This window comes from Brachybacterium sp. HMSC06H03 (assembly GCF_001807385.1).
Classification (GTDB): domain Bacteria; phylum Actinomycetota; class Actinomycetes; order Actinomycetales; family Dermabacteraceae; genus Brachybacterium; species Brachybacterium conglomeratum.
Map to the genome: position 1 here is coordinate 1 of NZ_KV788866.1, position 18,495 is coordinate 18,495.

Consider the following 18,495-nt stretch of genomic DNA (forward strand, 5'->3'; position numbering starts at 1 on the left):
CGACGCGGGCGCGAACGTGCTCGGCGCCGCCGTGGGCGCCGCCGCGACCCGCACCCTCCCGCCCCCTGCCCGTCTCGCGCTGCTCGGCGGGGTCGTCGCGCTGACCCTGGCCAGCGAGCAGGTGAGCTTCAGCGCGGTCATCGACCGCACCCCGGCGCTGCGAGCGCTGGACCGCGCAGGCCGGCTGCCCGTGCCCTCCCGCGCCGTGGACGGCTCCGCCGTCCCCGGGACGACCGACGGGCCCGCCGCGCCGTCGGAGCCGCCGAGGACGTCCAGCGGCCCGGACGACGCGGAGGAGGCACGATGAACGGGACCGACACCGCGTCGGAGGCACGGCCCGCGCCCCGCAGCGGCCGCATCGCCCGCTCCGTGCTGCGCGGCGCGGGGATCATCCTGATCGTCACCGTGTTCGCACGGATCGCGGGCTTCGTGCGCTATCTCGTGTTCGGCGCGAGCGTGGGCGCCGGCGACGTGGGCACCGCCTACACCACCGCCAACATGCTCCCCAACGTGCTCTTCGAGATCGTCGCGGGCGGGGCGCTCGCCGCGGCCGTCGTGCCGCTCATCGCGGGCCTCGTGCCCGAGCGGGACCCCGAGGAGACGGAGGGGACGGCCGACGTGCCCGTGCCTGCGCCAGCCGCCGGGACGACCGCGGTCCCGCAGCCGTCCACGGCGACGCCGGAGCCCACGACCTCGGCCCCCGGCTCACCGGCGTCGCCGCAGAGCGCCTCCTCGCCCGACTCGCCGACGCGCCCCGTCCCCGCCGGTGCGGCGCTCGCCGACCGGATCATCTCGGCGCTGCTGACCTGGACGGTGATCGGCACCCTGCTCCTCGCCGCGCTCGTGATCGCCCTCGCCGAGCCGCTCTCTCAGCTGCTGCTCGCCTCGGACCAGACCGGGGCGGCCGGCGTCGGCCTCGGCGCGACGCTGCTGCGGATCTTCGCGGTCCAGCTGCCGTTCTACGGGGTCTCCGTCGTGCTGGCCGCCTACCTCCAGGCCCGGCGGCGCTTCCTCTGGCCGGCGATGATGCCGCTGCTGTCCTCCCTGGTGGTGATGGCGTCCTATCGCGTCTACGCCCTGCTCGTGCCGTCGGTCGCGACGGTCTCCACCATCGACGGCGCCGCCGTGCAGTGGCTCGGCTGGGGCACCACCGCCGGGGTCGTCGTGATGGCGCTGCCCGTCGCGATCGCCTCCGCCCGGGCGGGGCTGCGCGTCCGCCCCGCGCTGACCATGCCCGCCGCGCACGCACGGCGCGCCCTCGCCCTCGGCGGAGCGGGGCTCGGGGCGGTCGGCGCCCAGCAGATCGTGCTCGCCCTGGTGATGCTGCTGGCCATGCGCGCGGGCGGCGTCGGCACCCTGCCTGTCTTCCAGTACGCCCAGGCGCTCTACCTGCTGCCCTACGCGGTGCTGGTGGTGCCGCTGGTGACCTCCGTCTTCCCGCACCTGTCCGAGCTGCGCCTGGTCGGGGACGTCACCGGCTTCGCCCGTGTCGCCGCCGTCTCGGTGCGCACCGTCGTCGGCGTGTCCGTGGTCGGGGCGGCGATGCTCATCGCGGCCGGCCCGGCGCTCGGCCAGTTCTTCCGCCACATCGACCGGGCCGAGGCGACCGGGGTGGGCTCCGCGACCGCGGGCCTCGCGCTCGGGCTGGTCGGCTTCGCGGTGGCGACCCAGTGCACCCGCATCCTCTCCGCGGCCCTGCGCGCCCGGGACGCGCTGATGGTCGGCGCGGTCGGCTGGGGCATCGCCCTGGTCGCCCTGCTCGTCCTGGTGCTGCCCAGCCCCGCCCGCTCCGCCGCGGAGGCGGCCACCGCCTTCGCCCTCGCGATCGCGGCCGGCATGGCGGTGGGCGGCCTGGTCGGTCTCTCCCGCATCTGGGACCTGCTCGAGCACGGCGGCCACGAGCGCCAGGTGCGCCGCACCGCCCTCGCGGTCCCCGTCGCCGTGCTCGTCGGGGCGGTGCCGGGACTGCTGCTGGGCCGTCTGCTGATCACGGTCGACACCGGCGAGGTGCCCACCGTGCTCTACGGCATCCTGTGCGGGCTGGTCGCGGCCGTGCTCTCCGCCGCGGTGCTCGGCGCGGTGGACCGGGAGCTCGCCGTCGGCGTGCTGCGACGCCTGCGGAGGGCGGGCTGATGCGCGTCCTGCTCGTTCGCCCCACCGCCAGCGGGGGACTGGCCGCGCACGTAGACCAGGAGCTCGCGCTGCTCGAAAGCGCAGGACGACGCGTCGCCGAGGCGCCGGTGCGGATCCGCGAGCGCCCCAGCCCCCGGGAGGACGCCGCGACCGTGACGGCGCTGCGCCGGATCGTGCGAGGCGCCGGGGAGCCCGTCGCCGTCCATGCCCACGGGCTGCGCGCCGGGGCCCTGGCCGCCCTGGCCGTGCCCCGCCGGGGCGGGCACCGGCTCGTGGTCACCCTGCACAACCGCACCGTCGGCGGGGTCCCCGCCCGAGCGATCGGCGCCGCGCTGCTGCGGCTCCTCGCCCGCCGAGCCGACACCGTGCTCGCCGTCTCCCCGGACCTCGCGGAGGACGCCCGCCGCGCCGGCGCGCGCGACGTGCGACACGCCGTGATCCCCGCCCCGCGGCGCCCGGAGGAGGCGGGGGAGCAGCGCTCCGCGAACGACGGGACCGGCGCCCGGGATGCGACCGGGCCGGGAACGCCCGTGGCCCTCGTCGCCCTCGTCATCGCCCGGCTCGCCCCGCAGAAGGGGCTGCACGACCTGCTCGACGCGGCGGCCCTGCTGCGCGGCGAGGAGGTGCGGATTCTCGTCGCCGGCGACGGTCCGCTGGAGCGCGAGCTCGCCGCCCGCATCAGCGCGGAGGACCTCCCCGTCGACCTGCTCGGCCGTCGTCAGGACGTCCCCGACCTGCTGCGCCGCGCCGATCTGGTGCTCTCCGCCGCCCGCTGGGAGGGACAGCCCGTCGCCCTCCAGGAGGCGCTCCTGGCCGGCCGCGCGATCGTCGCGACCGACGCCGGCGGCACCCGCTGGGTCACCGGAACGGCCGCGCACCTGGTCCCCGTCGGTGACGCGGAGGCGCTCGCCGCGGCGGTCAGCACGCTCCGCGCCCCGCTCGCACGGCGCCGCGCCGAGACCGCCTCCCGGCGGCGGGCCCGCGAGCTCCCGCGTGCCGAGGATCTCCTGGCCCAGCTCGAGGAGATCCTCGCCCCCGCACCCCGCCGATGGTAGGTTGGCCGTCCGTGGCAGACACGAGCGCGAGCGCACCCCAGACCGGCACCGGCCCCATCCCCCGGATCGGGGCGGCCGCATCGGCCAAGCCCTTCCGCAACGAGGGCACCACCAAGCACATCTTCGTCACCGGCGGTGTCGTCTCCAGCCTCGGCAAGGGACTGACCGCTTCCTCCCTCGGGATGCTCCTGCGCAGCCGCGGGCTGCGCGTGACGATGCAGAAGCTCGACCCGTACCTCAACGTGGACCCGGGCACGATGAACCCCTTCCAGCACGGCGAGGTGTTCGTCACCGAGGACGGCGCCGAGACCGACCTCGACATCGGCCATTACGAGCGGTTCCTCGACGAGAACCTCTCCGCGAACGCGAACGTGACCACCGGCCAGGTCTACTCCACCGTGATCGCCAAGGAGCGCCGCGGCGAGTACCTCGGCGACACCGTGCAGGTCATTCCGCACATCACCAACCAGATCAAGGAGTCGATGCGCTCCCAGGCCGGTGACGACGTGGACGTGATCATCACCGAGGTCGGCGGCACCGTCGGCGACATCGAGTCCCAGCCCTTCCTCGAGGCCGCGCGCCAGGTCCGGCAGGACATCGGCCGCGAGAACGTGTTCTTCGTGCACGTCTCCCTGGTGCCGTTCATCGGCCCGTCCCAGGAGCTGAAGACCAAGCCCACCCAGCATTCCGTCGCCGCACTGCGCAGCATCGGCATCCAGCCCGACGCGATCGTGCTGCGCGCCGACCGGGCGCTGCCCGCCTCCGTGAAGTCGAAGATCTCCTCGATGTGCGACGTGGACATCGACGCGGTCGTCACCTGCGCCGACGCCCCCTCCATCTACGAGATCCCGCTCGTGCTGCACGGCGAGGGCCTGGACGCCTATGCGATCCGGCGGCTGGACCTGCTCAGCCACGACGTGGACTGGAGCCAGTGGGAGGAGCTGCTGCGCCGCGTCCAGCATCCCGCCTACGAGGTCACCGTCGCCCTGGTCGGCAAGTACGTCGACCTGCCCGACGCATACCTCTCGGTCACCGAGGCGCTGCGCGCCGGCGGCTTCCACCACAGCGCGAAGGTCACGATCCGCTGGGTCGAGTCGGACCTGTGCGCGAGCGAGGACGGGGCCCGCGAGCAGCTCGCGGACGTCGACGCGATCGTCGTCCCCGGCGGCTTCGGCGTGCGCGGCGTGGACGGGAAGGTCGGCGCGCTAAGCCACGCCCGCACCCACGGCCTGCCCGCGCTGGGCCTCTGCCTGGGCATGCAGTCGATGGTGATCGAGTACGCCCGCACCGAGCTGGGCCTGACGGGGGCGCACTCCACCGAGTTCGACCCCGACACCGCCCATCCCGTCATCGCGACCATGGCCGAGCAGGAGGACATCGTCTCCGGCGCCGGGGACCTGGGCGGCACCATGCGGCTCGGCTCCTACGCCCACACCCTCGCCGAGGGCTCCCTCGCCGCCGAGGTGTACGGCACCACCGAGGTCGCCGAGCGGCATCGCCACCGCTACGAGGTCAACAACGCCTATCGCGACCGGCTCGAGCAGGCGGGGCTGCGCATCTCCGGAGTCTCCGAGCTGACCGAGGACCACTCCCTGGTCGAGTTCGTGGAGCTGCCCGCAGACGTGCACCCCTTCTACATCGGCACCCAGGCCCATCCCGAGCTGAAGTCCCGCCCCACCCGCGCCCATCCGCTGTTCGCGGGCCTGATCGGGGCGGCGCTCGACCTCCAGAAGTCCACCCGCCTGCTCGAGGTGGAGCCCGACGGGACCGTGCCCGAGCTCGCCGAGCGCGAGGACGACCAGGGCCAGCAGGACTGAGACCCGCGCGAGTGCGCCGGGACCTCCCCTCTCGGCGGCCCGCGACGACCGAGGACGGAGCGGCGATGACCGACGACACGACCACGCACCCGCGGCACGGTGGCGAGGACCCGCTGCGCGACGAGGCCGACCAGCGCCCCGTCGCCGCGCACCGCACGGTGCACGAGGGGATGGTGTGGGACCTGGTGCGCGACACGATCGACTTCGCGCCGGGCGTGCGCTTCGACCGCGAGTACATCCGACACACCGGCGCCGTCGCGGTCCTCGCCGTGGACGAGGCCGACCGGGTGCTGCTGATCCGCCAGTACCGCCATCCCGTCGGCCATCGGCTGTGGGAGATCCCGGCGGGGCTGCTCGACCTCGCCGGCGAGCCGCCCCATGTCGCGGCCGCCCGCGAGCTCGCAGAGGAGGCCGGCTGCGAGCCGGTGCGGATGTCCACCCTGGTGGATCTCCGCCCGAGCCCGGGAGGCAGCGACGAGGTGATCCGGGTCTACCTCGCCGAGGGCGTGCGCGAGAGCGAGGAGGAGTTCGAGCGCGTCCACGAGGAGGCGGAGCTGATCCGCCGCTGGGTGCCGCTGGACGAGGCCGTCGCCGCAGTGCTCGAGGGCAGGATCACCAACGGCACCGCGGTCGCCGGGCTGCTCGCCCTGCAGGCGCTGCGCGGCGGGGGAGCACCCGCGGCCGCGCTGCGACCCGCCGACGCGCCGTTCATGGAACGACCCGGACGAGACTGAGCGAGCGCTTCCCGGGCTCAGACGGACTCGACGAGGGCCCGGTGGATCACCGGCGCGGACTGCTCCGCCTGCCAGGGACGGGCGCCCAGGTCGCGCAGCGCCTGCTCGACCTCCGACTCGGTCCCGGCCTCCTCGTGCTCCCACACCCACTGGCGCAGCAGCGCGGGCTGGAGGAGGTTCTCCGGCGGCATCTCGAGATCCTCGGCGCGCTCGTTCACCGCGGCGCGCACCACCTGGTAGCGCTCGGCCACCTCGGGATGCTTCTTGGACCAGAGCTTGTGGGGCGGGGGATAGGAGCGCTCGGAGCGCTCCGGCAGGTGCGAGGCCGGCAGCTCGATGCCCGAGCGGGCCACCTGCCACCAGCGGTCCTTGTGCCGCATCTTCGACGGCAGCGCCCGGTCGAAGGCCTCCCTCCCGCGCGGCGCCTCCTTCGCGGCGGCGACGAGGTCGCGGTCCTTGATCACCCGGTGCGGGGAGAGGTCCGCCTCGCTCGCGAGCTCGTCGCGGCGGGTCCACATCTCCCGCGCCGCCGCGAGCTGCCGCACGGTGCGCAGGGCGCCCAGGCCGTGCAGCCCCCGCCAGCTCGAGGAGCGGGTGGGACCGTGCTCGCGGGTGCGCTCGTGGGCGAACTCCTGAGCGGCCCAGTCCGCCTTGCCGGCCTCCTCGAGGCGCTGCGCCAGCACGTCCCGCACCTGGACCAGCACCTCGACGTCGAGCGCGGCGTAGACCAGCCAGCTCTCCGGCAGCGGCCGCTTCGACCAGTCCGCGGCGGAGTGCTCCTTGGCCAGGCGCAGGGCGAGGGTGTCCTCGACCACCGCGCCGAGGCCGACCCGCTCCATGCCCAGCAGCCGCGCCGCGAGCTCGGTGTCGAACAGGCCGCCCGGGTGCAGGCCCAGCTCCGCCAGGCTCGGCAGATCCTGCCCGGCCGCATGCAGCACCCACTCGCGCTCGGCCAGAAGGGTGCGCAGCGTGCCCGGCATCGTGAACGCCAGCGGGTCGATCAGTGCGGTCCCGGCCGCCTCGGTGCGCAGCTGCACCAGATAGGCGCGGGAGCTGTAGCGGTAGCTGGAGGCGCGCTCTGCGTCCACCGCGACCGGCTCGGCGGGATCGGAGGCCGCCGCCTCGCACCAGGCCAGCAGCGGCTGGATGCGGTCGATCACGGGCACGAGGCCGTCGCGGGGCGCGGTGAGGTCCCGCAGCTCGGGTCCTGCGGCGGGAGTGGTGGCGGTGTCGTGGGGCATCTGGGTGCTGGCTGCGCTGTCCGTGGTCTCGAGGGGGCGGGGGCGGCGAAGGCCGCGCGTGCGGGTGCGGCGGCGGGAGCGGGACGCCGCAGGATCGGCGTGATCGGCGGGGGAGGCGTCGCTCGCGGCGTTCACCGCAGCTCCCCGTCGTCCTCCGCGGTGCGGGGCGCTCGCGCATGGTGGGTGGGCGCGATCGCCGAGATCTGCGGGGGCGCCGGGGGCAGCCCCCCGGCGGCGGCGAGCATCGCGGTCCAGGCCGCGAAGTGCGGGGCGAGGGCGAGGTCCCCGTCCTCGGAGGGCTCCGGCGTCCACGACACCCGCATCTCGACGTCGACCGTGGAGGGCCGTGAGGCGAGCGCGCCGTAGGACTGCGAGACGACGCGGGTCGCCGTGCAGCCGAGCTCCCGGGCCTCGGCGTCGTGCAGCTCGAGGGACTCGGTCACCCAGGACCAGGCGACGTCGCCGAGCATCGACTCGATAGCGAACTCGGGCTCGAGCTGCGCCTGGACCAGCGCGACCATCCTCGAGGTGCCGTCCCAGGACTCCTGGCCGGCCGGGTCGTGCAGGACCACCAGTCGACCGGAGGCGAGCTCGTCGTCATGGACCAGGATCTCCCCGGTGCAGGCCCACGTCGAGGGCGCCATGCGGGATGGGGCCGGGATGGTGCGCCATGTGAACTCCGGGCGATGAGGAGCGCTGGTCATGACGTCGATGGCGGCGCGGAAGGTGTCGTCGCCGGTGCGGATTCGATGGACGGACACGCAGGGAGGCTATCCCCGGCGTGCTCGTGCGCCCGGCAGGCGCGCCGGGGTCAGCCGCGGTCGGCGGCGTCGTCGCTGTGCAGCAGGCTGATCGAGTTGATGCAGTAGCGCTGGTCGGTGGGGGTGGGGAAGCCCTCGCCCTCGAAGACGTGCCCGAGGTGCGAGCCGCAGTTCGCGCAGCGCACCTCGATGCGGCGCATGCCGAGGGAGGTGTCCTCGAGCAGCTCCACCGCGTCGGAGTCGCTCGGGGCGTAGAACGCCGGCCAGCCGCAGTGGGCGTCGAACTGGGTCTCGGCGGTGAACAGCTCGACGCCGCAGGCGCGGCAGGCGTAGGTGCCGGCGGGACGCACCTCCTCGTACTCGCCGCTGCCGGGGCGCTCGGTGCCGCCCTGGCGGAGCACCTGGTACTCGGCGGGGGAGAGCCGCTCGCGCCACTCCTCCTCGCTGATAGCGACCGGGTAGGGGCGGGTGCCGATGGGATCGGCGGACATGATGCCTCCGCTCTGCGGCGCCTGGCGCCGCCTGGGGCCGCGGACCGGCAGGGACGGGCTCGTCGCCGCCGGCGCGGACGGGTGTTCTCAGGGTCAATGGTAGTGCGTCGATAGGATGCGCGATATGACGCGCGACCTCTTCCGGAACCGCCCGACCACGGCTGTGACCCTTCGCGAGCGGCTCCTGGCCGCACGCCCTGACCAGGCGCGATGGTCCCACGTGGCGGGCTACGGGATCACCGGGGCCGCCGGGGCGTTCGCGCTCAGCGCAGGGCTGCTCACCGTCGGCGCCCGGGTCATGGCCCGACTGCCGCTGGTGCCGCGGGAGAGCCTGCGCGGGCGGCCGGACGTCACCGTCCGCGCCGTCCACCCCGACCGGGTGCACCTCGACGCCTCCGCGACCACGCGCCGCGACGGGCTGCTGGCGCTGCGCCAGTCCGGCGGGACCGTGCACGTGCGGCTCGGACCGGTCGACGATCACCCCACGCAGACCACCGTCTCCCGGCCGCTGCTCGCCCGCGACACCGACGAGCCGCTCCTCGTGGACCGGGCGACGTCCAACGGCTTCTTCTGGGCCGGCACGCCGCAGACGGCGCACGGGCTGGGGACGGAGGAGGTGGAGATCAGCTCGCCCGTCGGCCCGATGCCGGCGTGGCTCGTGCGGCCCGACGAGGCCGAGGGGTCCGCGCCGGGGCAGGAGGACACCTGGGCGATCCTGGTGCACGGCCACGGCTCCGCCCGCGGCGAGGCGCTCCGCGTGATCCCGCTCCTGCACCGGCTGGGGCTGACCAGTCTCACCATCACCTACCGCAACGACGTCGGCGCCCCCGCCTCCGCGGACCGGATGCACCATCTGGGCTCGGCCGAGTGGGAGGACACCGAGGCGGCGATCGAGTACGCGGTGGCCCAGGGCGCCCGGCGCCTCGTGCTGGTGGGCTGGTCGATGGGCGGGGGGATCGTGCTGCGCACCTCCGTGCGCTCGGCCCACCGCGACCTCATCGAGGCCCTCGTGCTCGACTCCCCGGCCGTGGACTGGCAGGACATCCTCGTCTACCACGCCACCGCGCTGAAGGCTCCCGCCCCGATGCGGCGGCTCGCGCTGTGGATGATGACCTCGAGCATCGGGGCGCGGATGGTGCGCCTGCACGAGCCGCTGGCGCTGCACGAGATGACCCCCGCCTACTACGGCCGTCACCTGCGCCACCGCACCCTCCTCTTCCACGCCCTGGACGATGCGACGGTGCCGCCCGCCCCGAGCCGGCATCTCGCCGCGCTGCGGCCGGACCTGATCGAGTTCGAGCCCTTCGAGGGCGCCTCCCACACCCGCGAGTGGAATCGCGACCCGGCCCGGTACGAGCGGCTGCTGGCCGACTTCCTCGGCGATGCGCTCGGTCTGGGGGAGCAGGCCGCCGCGCTCGAGGTGCCGGTGCGCGATCCCGCCGCACCCGCGCTCGAGGGATCGATCGGGCTGCGTCTCTGAGCGATCGGCCCCCTCCGGGCACCGACCGTGCCCTGACCCTTCGCACTCCGACCGCGCCTGGACCGGGCGTGCTCAGGAGCGCCGATAGCGCGACAGCGTCGCGCCCTCGCCCAGCAGCAGGGACTCCAGCGTCCAGCGCGTCTGGTGCGGGGCGCCGTCGAGCACGCGCGGGGAGGGGCCGCCGACGGTGCGGTGCGCGGTGGTGAAGCACAGCTCGTCCAGCAGCTCCGCCTCCGCCAGCCGGGCGAGGGTCGACGGTCCGCCCTCGGCCTGGATCAGCCGCATCCCCCGGGCGGCGAGCGCCTCGACCGCCTCCAGCGGGGAGTCGGCGGCGAGCACCTGGGCGGCGGGCAGGCCCGAGCGGCGCGCGGCGTCCTTCGCCCCGGCCGACGGGGTGAGCAGGTAGGTCGGCTGATCGGGGTCGACGTAGTCCGGCAGCTCCCCGCTGCGCGACCAGATCGCGAGCGCAGGTCGCGGGGCGCCGCCGGGCCGGAGGGAGGGCCGCAGCAGGTCCGTGCGGCCGCGCACGCTTCGGTAGTCCTCCGCCCGCACGGTCGCCGCCCCCACGAGCACCACGTCGGCGAGCGCCCGCAGCACGGAGAACAGGAACGAGTCGTCGGGGTCGTGGAGCGAGCCGGAGGTCCCGTCGGCCCCCGCGATCGCGCCGTCGATCGTGGTGGTCATCATCGCGCGCACGTGCACGGCGCCCGGCGGGAGCTCCGGGGCGGCGTACAGCGCGGCGAGCGCGCGGGCGCCCTCGGCGTCGGCCGGGACGGGCACGGTGGAGGGCAGCGGGGCGCCGTCGCGCAGCAGCAGGTGCACGGGGACTCCTTCGCACAGGGCATGGAGGGCAGAGGTGTGTCCTCGATCATCGCGCACCGGGGAACCGCCCGGGGCACGGCACGCGGTGCGGGATGCGCCCCTAGACTGACCGGCGTGACCGACTCCCTCTGCGACCGTCGCCCCGAACCGACCCTCGAACGACTGCTCGCGGACCTCGTGCCCCCGCCCCGCTTCGCCCAGGCGCGCCTGGAGAACTACGTCCCCGACCCCGCGCACCCCTCCCAGCAGGAGGCCAAGGAGCGCGTCTCCGCCTTCGCCGCCGCCCTCGACCGGCCGCGCGGCGGATTCCTCTCCCGGCTGCGCCGACGCAGCGAGGCGGCCCGCGGCATCTACCTCGACGGCGGCTTCGGCGTGGGCAAGACCCACCTGCTCACCTCGCTCTTCCACGCGGTCGAGGGGGAGAAGGTCTACGGCACCTTCGTGGAGTACACCGACCTGGTCGGCGCGCTCGGCTTCCAGAAGGCCGTGGACCTGCTGGGGGCCTCGCGCCTGGTCTGCATCGACGAGTTCGAGCTCGACGACCCCGGCGACACCCTGCTCATGACGCGGCTGATCCGGGAGCTCTCCGACCGAGGCGTCTCCATCGTCGCGACCTCCAACACCCTCCCCGACGCGCTCGGCGAGGGTCGCTTCGCCGCCCAGGACTTCCTGCGAGAGATCCAGGCGATGGCCGAGCGCTTCGAGGTGCTGCGGATCGACGGCGAGGACTACCGGCGCCGCGACGGGGTCGCCGAGATCTCCGCCCTGCCCGAGCAGGAGGTGCGCGAGCACGCCGCGGCGCAGGACGGCGCGACCCTCGACGGCTTCGACGAGCTGGTCGCTCATCTCATGCTCGTCCACCCCTCCCGCTACGGCGCCCTGATCGACGAGGTCGCCGCCGCGCACCTCACCGGGGTGCACGGGCTCACGCACCACCACGACGCGCTGCGCTTCGTGGTGCTCGTGGACCGGCTCTACGACCGGGAGGTCCCGGTGCTCCTCTCCCTCGCCCCCGCGGGCGGCGCGGAGGCCGACGGCCGGGCCGCGGCGAGCGAGCCCGGGGACGGTGTGCTCGAGGACCTGTTCTCCGCCGAGCTGCTGCGCTCCGGGTACCGCAAGAAGTACCTCCGGGCACTGTCGCGCCTGGCCTCCCTCGCCCGGGACGGCCTCGTCCTCAGCCGCTGAGGCGCGCCCCGCTCAGCACGGCCGCTCCCGCACCGTCCAGGTGCACGCCCCCGTCCTGTCCGTGACGGAGCGGCCCGAAGGAGCCCAGCACCTCCTCGGCGTGGAGCACCCGCCCGTCGGCCGCGGCGAGCGCGCCCGGGCCGCGGTGGGCGAGCACCGAGAGCTCCCCGCGATGCATCAGCACCGTCTCCTCGGCGAGCACCTCGACGCGGGTCGCGGCCAGATCGCCCGAGCGCAGCGCCTCGTGCGCGCGGCGCAGCGCGATCAGCTCCCGGTACCACTCGAGCATCCGCCCGTGCTCGCCCTCGGTGCGCTCCTCCCAGCGCAGCTGCGAGCCGACGAAGGTCGAGCGCTGCTGCGGGTCGGGCACCTCCGCGGACCATCCCATCGCCGCGAACTCCTCGGCGCGGCCGGCGCTGACCAGGGGCCCGAGCTCGTCGTCGTGGTCGGTGAAGAAGGCGAAGGGGGTCGAGGCCGCCCATTCCTCGCCCTGGAAGAGCATCGGCGTGCCCGGGCCCAGCAGGATCAGCGCGATCGCGGCGGCATGCGCGCCCGAGGATATGCCGTGGTGGATCCGGTCGCCGGCGGCGCGGTTGCCGACCTGGTCGTGGTCCTGCAGGAAGGTGACGAAGGAGTGGCCGTCGTAGTCGGGGGAGGCGGGGTCCACCGGCGCGCCCCACACCCGGCCGCGGAAGCTCGAGTACGTGCCGGCGTGCAGGAAGATCCCCGGCAGCACGGCGGCGAGCGCGTCGGCGTCGCCGAAGTCGGCGTAGTAGCCGGCGCGCTCGCCGGTGGCCCAGGCGTGCACGGCGTGGTGCACGTCGTCGGCCCACTGCATGTCCATCCCCAGGCCGCCCGCGCCCGTCGGTGTGACGGTCGCGGGCTGGTTGCGATCCGATTCGGCGATCAGGGAGAAGGGGCGCCCGGTCTCCTCCTGCCAGGCGGCGACGGCGCCGGCGAGCTCGGCGAGGAAGTGCGGGGAGGAGTCGTCCTTCAGCTCGTGCACCGCATCCAGCCGCAGCCCGTCCAGCCCCAGCTCCACCAGCCACTGCCGGGCGCTGCCCAGCAGGAAGTCGCGCACCTGGCGGGAGCCGGGCTGGTCGAGGTTCACCGCCTCGCCCCAGGGCGTCTCGTGGCGGTCCGTGAAGTACGGGCCGAACATGCCCAGGTAGTTCCCCGAGGGACCCAGGTGGTTGTGGACCACGTCGAGCACGACGGCGAGGCCGCGGTCATGGGCGGCGTGCACGAAGCGGGCCAGCGCCTCCGGCCCGCCGTAGGCGGAGTGCACGGCGTACAGCCCCACCCCGTCGTAGCCCCAGCCGCGCTCGCCGGGGAAGGTCGCCAGCGGCATCAGCTCGACCGCGTCCACGCCGAGCTCGACCAGAGCGTCGAGCCGCTCGATCGCGGTGTCGAGGGTGCCGCCGGCGCCGTCCGGGCCCGGGGCGAAGGTGCCCACGTGCAGCTCGTAGAGCACGGCCCCGCGCAGGTCCCTGCCCTCCCATCCCGGTGACGGCGCGAGCGCCTGCGCGTCGACGACCTCGCTCGCGGCGTGGACGCCGTCCGGCTGGGACAGCGACCGGGGATCCGGAAGCCACAGCTCACCGTCGTCGAGGCGGAAGGCATAGCGCGCCCCCGCCACGGGCGCCGGGCCCGAGAGCTCGAACCATCCCTCCTCGGCCGGGGCCATGGTGTGCACGGTCCCGTCCACGCGGATCTCCACGGCGTCGGCCGACGGGGCCCACACGCGATAGCGGTCTATCCCGCCGAGCGGGGTCGGGGGCTGCGGTGCGGCGGTCATCGCGTCTCCTCAAGGGGGTGGGGGACCGGCAGGGCGCCGGTCGGGGTGGCGCCGACGCGCACCAGCAGCGCGACGGGGCTGTCGTCCAGCAGCTCGACCAGCGGGACCATCCCGCCCTCGTGCTCCGCGCCGCCGAGCACGTCGCGCCAGCGGCCCTCGGGCAGGCCGATCCGGCTCTCGCCCCAGCCGCCGCGCTGGGCGAGTCCGTGCGCGAGCCGGGTGACGACGGTGACCACCTCGACCGGTCCCTCACCGCACGCGCGGCCGAAGGCGACGGCATGGCCGGTCGTGGTGGGCAGCGGGTGGTAGGCGGCGTCCCGGCCCTGGAACAGGTCCGGCCGCTCCCGGCGCAGCACCAGCGCACGGTGGGTAAGCCACAGCTTCTCGTCGCCGATCCCCTCGGGACGGGCGCCCTCGATCATCCGTCCGAGGCGGGCGGCGTGCGCGGCGTGGTCCACCTCGCGGCGGTTGTCGGGGTCCACCAGGGAGAGGTCCACGCTCTCGTTGCCCTGGTAGACGTCGGGCACGCCGGGCATCGTGAGCTGCACGAGCTTCTGGCCGAGGATCGCTGCGCGCTGCACGGCGGCCGTGCGCCGGGTCCAGTCGGCAAGGATCACGGCGACCTCCTCGGACTCCAGAGCCGCTCGCCCCAGGGCCTGCACCTCGCGCTCGTACTCGGCGTCCTGCTCGGTCCAGGTGGTGTGGGTCTTCGCCTCGCGCATCGCCTTGGCGAGATAGCCCTCGAGCCGGTCCGCGTCCAGCGGCGCGGCCCCGGAGCCGGGCAGCTCCCAGCAGGCGGCCAGGGTCTGCCACAGCAGCAGCTCGATCGCCCCGTCGACCCGGTCGCCGCGATGCGCGGAGGTCGCCCGATCCAGGTCCTGCACCACCAGCGCCCACTCGAGCGGCTGCTCGGTGAGGACGGCCAGGCGCGCCCGCACGTCCTCGCTGCGCTTGGTGTCGTGGGTGGACAGGGTGGTCATCGCATCGGGCCGGGTGCGCACCATGTGCAGGGCGTGGTCGTGCAGCACATCCGACTCGACCCCGATCCGCTCCGGGTCCGAACCCACCTCGTTCACGGCCAGGAAGCGGGTGTAGCGGTAGAACGCGGTGTCCTCGAGCCCCTTGGCGTGGACGGGGCCGCAGGTCTGCGCGAAGCGGACCACGACCTCGTCGCGCTCGGCGCTGCGGCTGCGCCCCGCGCTGCCCGCCTCGTCCCCGCACACCAGGGCGACGACCAGCTCGAGGGTCGCGGCGAGGTCCTCGTCGTCCCCGAGCCGGGCCAGTGCCCGCGCCGCGGCCTGCTCGATCACGGCCCGCTCGGCGCCGGGGGCGGGCTCGCCCGGGACGATGTAGGCGCGGTAGCGGTCCATCGAGGTCAGCAGCGCGACGACGACCTTCTGGATGTTGCGCCGCGTGGTGTCGCGCAGGCGGATGTCGTCCTGGCAGATCCCGTGGATCAGCGCGGTCAGCCGTTCGATCTCGGCCCACAGGCTGGTGGTGACCACGAGGTCCGTGGACTCGGCGGCGACCTCCTCGAAGGGGCGCAGGTCGCCGGTGCGCCGCTGCCACAGATGGGTCAGGCCCAGCGCGCCGTGCGGGTCGTGGAACAGCCCCGTCACCCGCCACAGCGCGTCGTAGCCGGTCGTGCCCGCGCAGGGGAAGTCGCCGGGCAGGTGCTCGTCGCCCTCGAGGATCTTCTCGATCACGGTCCAGGCCCCGTCGGTGGCGCGCTCGAGATCCCGCAGGTAGCCGCGAGGATCGGAGAGGCCGTCGGGATGGTCGATCCGGTAGCCGTCGATCACGCCCTCGCCCTGCAGACGCAGGAGCGTGCGATGGGTCGCCTCGAACACGGCGGGGTCCTCGACCCGCACCGCGGCGAGGGTGTCCACGTCGAAGAAGCGCCGGTAGTTCAGCTCCTCGTCGGAGACCTTCCAGTACGCGAGCCGGTACCACTGGCGGTCCAGCAGATCGGCGAGCCCGAGGTGCTCGGTGCCTGCGGCGACGGGCAGCACGTGGTCGTAGTAGCGCACCACGGTCTCCTCGGCGACCGACCCGTCGGCCTGCGGGACCTGCTCGGCGCCCATCGTGATCTCCCCGTCGGCGAGGACCGCGCCGATGGGCCGTCCCAGCACCGGCACGAGCACCGAGCGCTCGCCGGAGAGCTCGAGGTCGAACCAGTCGGCGAAGGGGGAGGCGGGGCCGTCGCGCAGCACCGACCACAGTGCCCGGTTGTGCCAGATCGGGGTCGGGATCGACATGTGGTTGGGGACGACGTCCACGACGATCCCCATCCCGTGGGCGTGGGCGGCCTCGGCGAGGCGGCGCAGCGCCTCCTCCCCGCCGATCTCCCCGCCGATGCGGGTGTGGTCCACGACGTCGTAGCCGTGGGTCGAGCCGGGCGCGGCCTGCAGCACGGGGGAGCAGAACAGGTGCCCCACGCCGAGCCTGGCGAGATAGGGCACGATCTCCGCCGCGTCGTCGGCGGTGAAGCCGGCGTGCAGCTGCAGGCGGTAGGTCGAGGTCGGGACCCGGTGCACCGCGGGCTGGGCCCCGGTGACGGCGGGTCGGGAGCGCCGGGACGGCGTCTCCCGGGTCGTGGGACGGGGACCGGTCTCGAGACTCACTGCGGGGCTCTCCTTCTCGGGGGTCAGGCGCGGACCGTGCGCTCGAGCTCGTCCGCGGCGCGCTCCTCGTCCTCGCCCGTCTCCGGGGGACGCATGAGGATCAGCATCGAATGGCCGGGGCGGACGACCTGCTGGCCGGGGTCGAAGACGGAGCCGACGTCGATGGTGTCGCCCGTGCCGAGCACGACCTCCCACTCGGCGCCGTACTCCTCGCCGGGCAGCACGAAGTCGACGTCGTTGCCGGAGGCGTTGAACACCACCAGCGCCGAGTCGCCCTCGATCCGTTCGCCGCGGGAATTGGACTCGGGGATCGCGGAGCCGTTGAGGAACATGGTCAGGCACTTGTTCTGAGGATCGTTCCACTCCTCCTCGGTCATCGGCTCCCCGTCGGTGCCCAGCCACTCCACGTCCTTGAGCACGGAGCCGGCGTCCTCGCGGACCACGCCCTGCAGGAAGCGGCGCCGGCGGAAGATCGGGTGCTCGCGGCGCAGGGCGATCATGCGCTGGGTGAACCAGAGCATCTCCTCCTGGTGCTCGTCGAGGTCCCAGTGCACCCACGACAGCTCGTTGTCCTGGCAGTAGGTGTTGTTGTTGCCCTGCTGGGTGCGTCCCATCTCGTCGCCGTGCAGGATCATCGGCACGCCCTGGCTGACCAGCAGCGTGGCCATGAGGTTCTTGGCCCTGCGCTTGCGCAGGGCGAGCACGGCCTCGTCGTCGGTGTCGCCCTCGACGCCCGAGTTCCAGGAGCGGTTGTGGCTCTCGCCGTCACCGCCGCCCTCCAGATTGGCCTCGTTGTGCCGCTCGTTGTAGGAGACGAGGTCCCGCATCGTGAACCCGTCGTGGGCGGTGACGAAGTTGATCGACGCGATCGGTGTGCGGCCGGTGTGCTGGTAGAGGTCCGAGCTGCCGGCCAGGCGCGAGGTGAAGTCGCCGACGGTGCCCGGCTCCGAGCGGTGGAAGTCCCGCACCGAGTCGCGATAGCGGCCGTTCCACTCCGACCACAGCGGCGGGAAGCCGCCCACCTGGTAGCCGCCCTCGCCCAGGTCCCACGGCTCGGCGATGAGCTTGACCTGGGAGATGATCGGGTCCTGCTGGATGATGTCGAAGAAGGCGGAGAGCCGGTCCACCTCGTGCAGCTCGCGCGCGAGGGTCGAGGCGAGGTCGAAGCGGAAGCCGTCCACGTGCATCTCGGTCACCCAGTAGCGCAGCGAGTCCATGATCAGCTGCAGCACGTGCGGGGTGCGCATCAGCAGCGAGTTCCCGGTGCCGGTGGTGTCGTAGTAGTGCGCCTCGTCGCCCTCGACCAGGCGGTAGTAGGCGCTGTTGTCGATGCCGCGGAAGCACAGGGTGGGGCCCAGGTGGTTCCCCTCGGCGGTGTGGTTGTAGACCACGTCGAGGATGACCTCGATGCCCGCCTCGTGGAGGTTCTTGACCATCTGCTTGAACTCCTGGACCTGCTGTCCCAGATCGCCCGCATAGGCGTACTCGTTGTGCGGGGCGAAGAACCCGATCGTGTTGTAGCCCCAGTAGTTGCGCAGCCCCTTCTCGACGAGATGGCCGTCCTGCACGAACTGGTGGACCGGCATCAGCTCGACCGCGGTGACGCCCAGCTCCTTGAGGTGCTCGATCACGGCGGGATGGCCCATCGCGACGTAGGTGCCGCGGATGCTGTCGTCGATCTCCGGGTGCAGCATCGTCAGGCCCTTGACGTGCGCTTCGTAGATCACGGTGTCGTGGTACTCGTGCGCGGGCGGATGGTCGTTGCCCCAGTCGAAGAAGGGGGAGACCACGACCGAGTGCATGGTGTGGGCGGCGGAGTCCTCGGTGTTGCGCTTCTCGGGGTCCTCGAAGTCGTAGCTGTACAGCGAGGGATGGTTGCTGGCCATCCCGGCGATCGCCTTCGCGTACGGGTCCAGCAGCAGCTTCGAGGGGTCGCAGCGCAGGCCCGCGGCGGGGTCGAACGGCCCGTGCACGCGATAGCCGTAGCGCTGTCCGGGCTGGACCGAGGGGAGGTAGACGTGCCACACGTAGGCGTCGACCTCGGTGACGTCGATGCGCCGCTCGGCGCCGTCCTCGTCGAACAGGCACAGCTCCACCCGCTCGGCCGCCTCGGAGAAGAGTGCGAAGTTGGTGCCCGAGCCGTCGAACGTGGCGCCGAGGGGATACGACTTACCTGTCCAGATCTGCATGGCCCCACAGTAGTGCGCGCGAGCGCGAAGGGGCCTGGGCACGGCGCGGCGGGCCCGATCGTGATGCTCCGGGGTGGGCGACCGCCCGACGGCGGGGAACGAGAAAGGCCCCGGCCGGAGCCGGGGCCTTGCATGGTGGGCGATACTGGGATCGAACCAGTGACC

13 protein-coding genes, 1 tRNA gene and 1 pseudogene (1 of these 15 only partly in view) are annotated in these 18,495 nt (G+C 73.8%); 7 read left to right on the forward strand and 8 right to left on the reverse strand.

What is annotated here, in order from left to right:
* The 5 genes and pseudogenes from HMPREF3159_RS11345 to HMPREF3159_RS11365 all read left to right on the forward strand — a co-directional run.
* A pseudogene (locus HMPREF3159_RS11345) lies at positions 1-307 on the forward strand (hypothetical protein); the annotation flags it as partial.
* Complete coding sequence (locus tag HMPREF3159_RS11350) at positions 304-2,133, forward strand: lipid II flippase MurJ (protein WP_070501117.1); 1,830 nt, start codon at positions 304-306, stop codon at positions 2,131-2,133. The pseudogene HMPREF3159_RS11345 and the gene HMPREF3159_RS11350, both read left to right, overlap by 4 nt.
* The gene (locus tag HMPREF3159_RS11355; protein ID WP_070501118.1) at positions 2,133-3,188 is read left to right on the forward strand and encodes a glycosyltransferase; all 1,056 of its coding nucleotides are present in this window, start codon (positions 2,133-2,135) and stop codon (positions 3,186-3,188) included. The genes HMPREF3159_RS11350 and HMPREF3159_RS11355 overlap by 1 nt, the downstream gene beginning before the upstream one ends.
* An 11-nt stretch (positions 3,189-3,199) precedes the next feature.
* Positions 3,200-5,005, forward strand: coding sequence for a CTP synthase (locus tag HMPREF3159_RS11360; RefSeq protein ID WP_070501119.1), 1,806 nt, complete (start codon positions 3,200-3,202; stop codon positions 5,003-5,005).
* A gap of 65 nt (positions 5,006-5,070) precedes the next feature.
* Entirely contained in the window at positions 5,071-5,739 is a 669-nt protein-coding gene (locus tag HMPREF3159_RS11365) for an NUDIX domain-containing protein (RefSeq protein ID WP_070501120.1), read from the forward strand.
* A gap of 17 nt (positions 5,740-5,756) precedes the next feature.
* On the opposite strand, the gene HMPREF3159_RS11370 is transcribed toward HMPREF3159_RS11365, so the two are convergent.
* Genes HMPREF3159_RS11370 through msrB form a run of 3 tightly spaced genes read right to left on the reverse strand, consistent with a single transcriptional unit; the run spans position 5,757 to position 8,232 of the window.
* Positions 5,757-7,115: a ribonuclease D gene (locus HMPREF3159_RS11370; RefSeq protein WP_083305925.1), complete on the reverse strand. Its 1,359-nt coding sequence runs from the start codon at positions 7,113-7,115 to the stop codon at positions 5,757-5,759.
* A complete protein-coding gene (locus tag HMPREF3159_RS11375) occupies positions 7,112-7,741 on the reverse strand; it encodes a DUF3000 domain-containing protein (protein ID WP_083305926.1) in 630 nt (209 codons plus the stop codon). The genes HMPREF3159_RS11370 and HMPREF3159_RS11375 overlap by 4 nt, the downstream gene beginning before the upstream one ends.
* A gap of 50 nt (positions 7,742-7,791) precedes the next feature.
* Positions 7,792-8,232, reverse strand: coding sequence for a peptide-methionine (R)-S-oxide reductase MsrB (msrB, locus tag HMPREF3159_RS11380; protein ID WP_070501121.1), 441 nt, complete (start codon positions 8,230-8,232; stop codon positions 7,792-7,794).
* 124 nt (positions 8,233-8,356) lie between these two features.
* Here msrB and HMPREF3159_RS11385 point away from each other — a divergent pair, with 124 nt between their 5' ends.
* Entirely contained in the window at positions 8,357-9,712 is a 1,356-nt protein-coding gene (locus HMPREF3159_RS11385) for an alpha/beta hydrolase family protein (RefSeq protein WP_070501122.1), read from the forward strand.
* Positions 9,713-9,784: 72 nt separating this feature from the next.
* Here the strand turns inward: HMPREF3159_RS11385 and HMPREF3159_RS11390 are convergent, their stop codons facing one another.
* Complete coding sequence (locus HMPREF3159_RS11390) at positions 9,785-10,534, reverse strand: dihydrofolate reductase family protein (RefSeq protein WP_070501123.1); 750 nt, start codon at positions 10,532-10,534, stop codon at positions 9,785-9,787.
* Between the two features lie 114 nt (positions 10,535-10,648).
* Here HMPREF3159_RS11390 and zapE point away from each other — a divergent pair, with 114 nt between their 5' ends.
* Complete coding sequence (zapE, locus tag HMPREF3159_RS11395; RefSeq protein ID WP_070501132.1) at positions 10,649-11,719, forward strand: cell division protein ZapE; 1,071 nt, start codon at positions 10,649-10,651, stop codon at positions 11,717-11,719.
* On the opposite strand, the gene treZ is transcribed toward zapE, so the two are convergent.
* The 4 genes from treZ to HMPREF3159_RS11415 form a co-directional block, all read right to left on the reverse strand.
* On the reverse strand, positions 11,709-13,517 hold the full coding sequence (gene treZ / locus HMPREF3159_RS11400) for a malto-oligosyltrehalose trehalohydrolase (protein ID WP_070501124.1): 1,809 nt from the start codon (positions 13,515-13,517) through the stop codon (positions 11,709-11,711). The two genes, zapE and treZ, sit on opposite strands and share 11 nt — an antisense overlap.
* Positions 13,514-16,141 carry a malto-oligosyltrehalose synthase gene (gene treY / locus HMPREF3159_RS11405; RefSeq protein ID WP_070501125.1) on the reverse strand — a complete coding sequence of 876 codons (2,628 nt, stop codon included), beginning with the start codon at positions 16,139-16,141 and terminating at the stop codon, positions 13,514-13,516. Before treY ends, treZ begins: the two co-directional genes overlap by 4 nt.
* Before the next feature lie 23 nt (positions 16,142-16,164).
* Positions 16,165-18,330: a glycogen debranching protein GlgX gene (glgX, locus tag HMPREF3159_RS11410; RefSeq protein WP_070501126.1), complete on the reverse strand. Its 2,166-nt coding sequence runs from the start codon at positions 18,328-18,330 to the stop codon at positions 16,165-16,167.
* Between the two features lie 133 nt (positions 18,331-18,463).
* A tRNA-OTHER gene (locus HMPREF3159_RS11415) sits at positions 18,464-18,495 on the reverse strand (it continues 49 nt past the right edge of the window).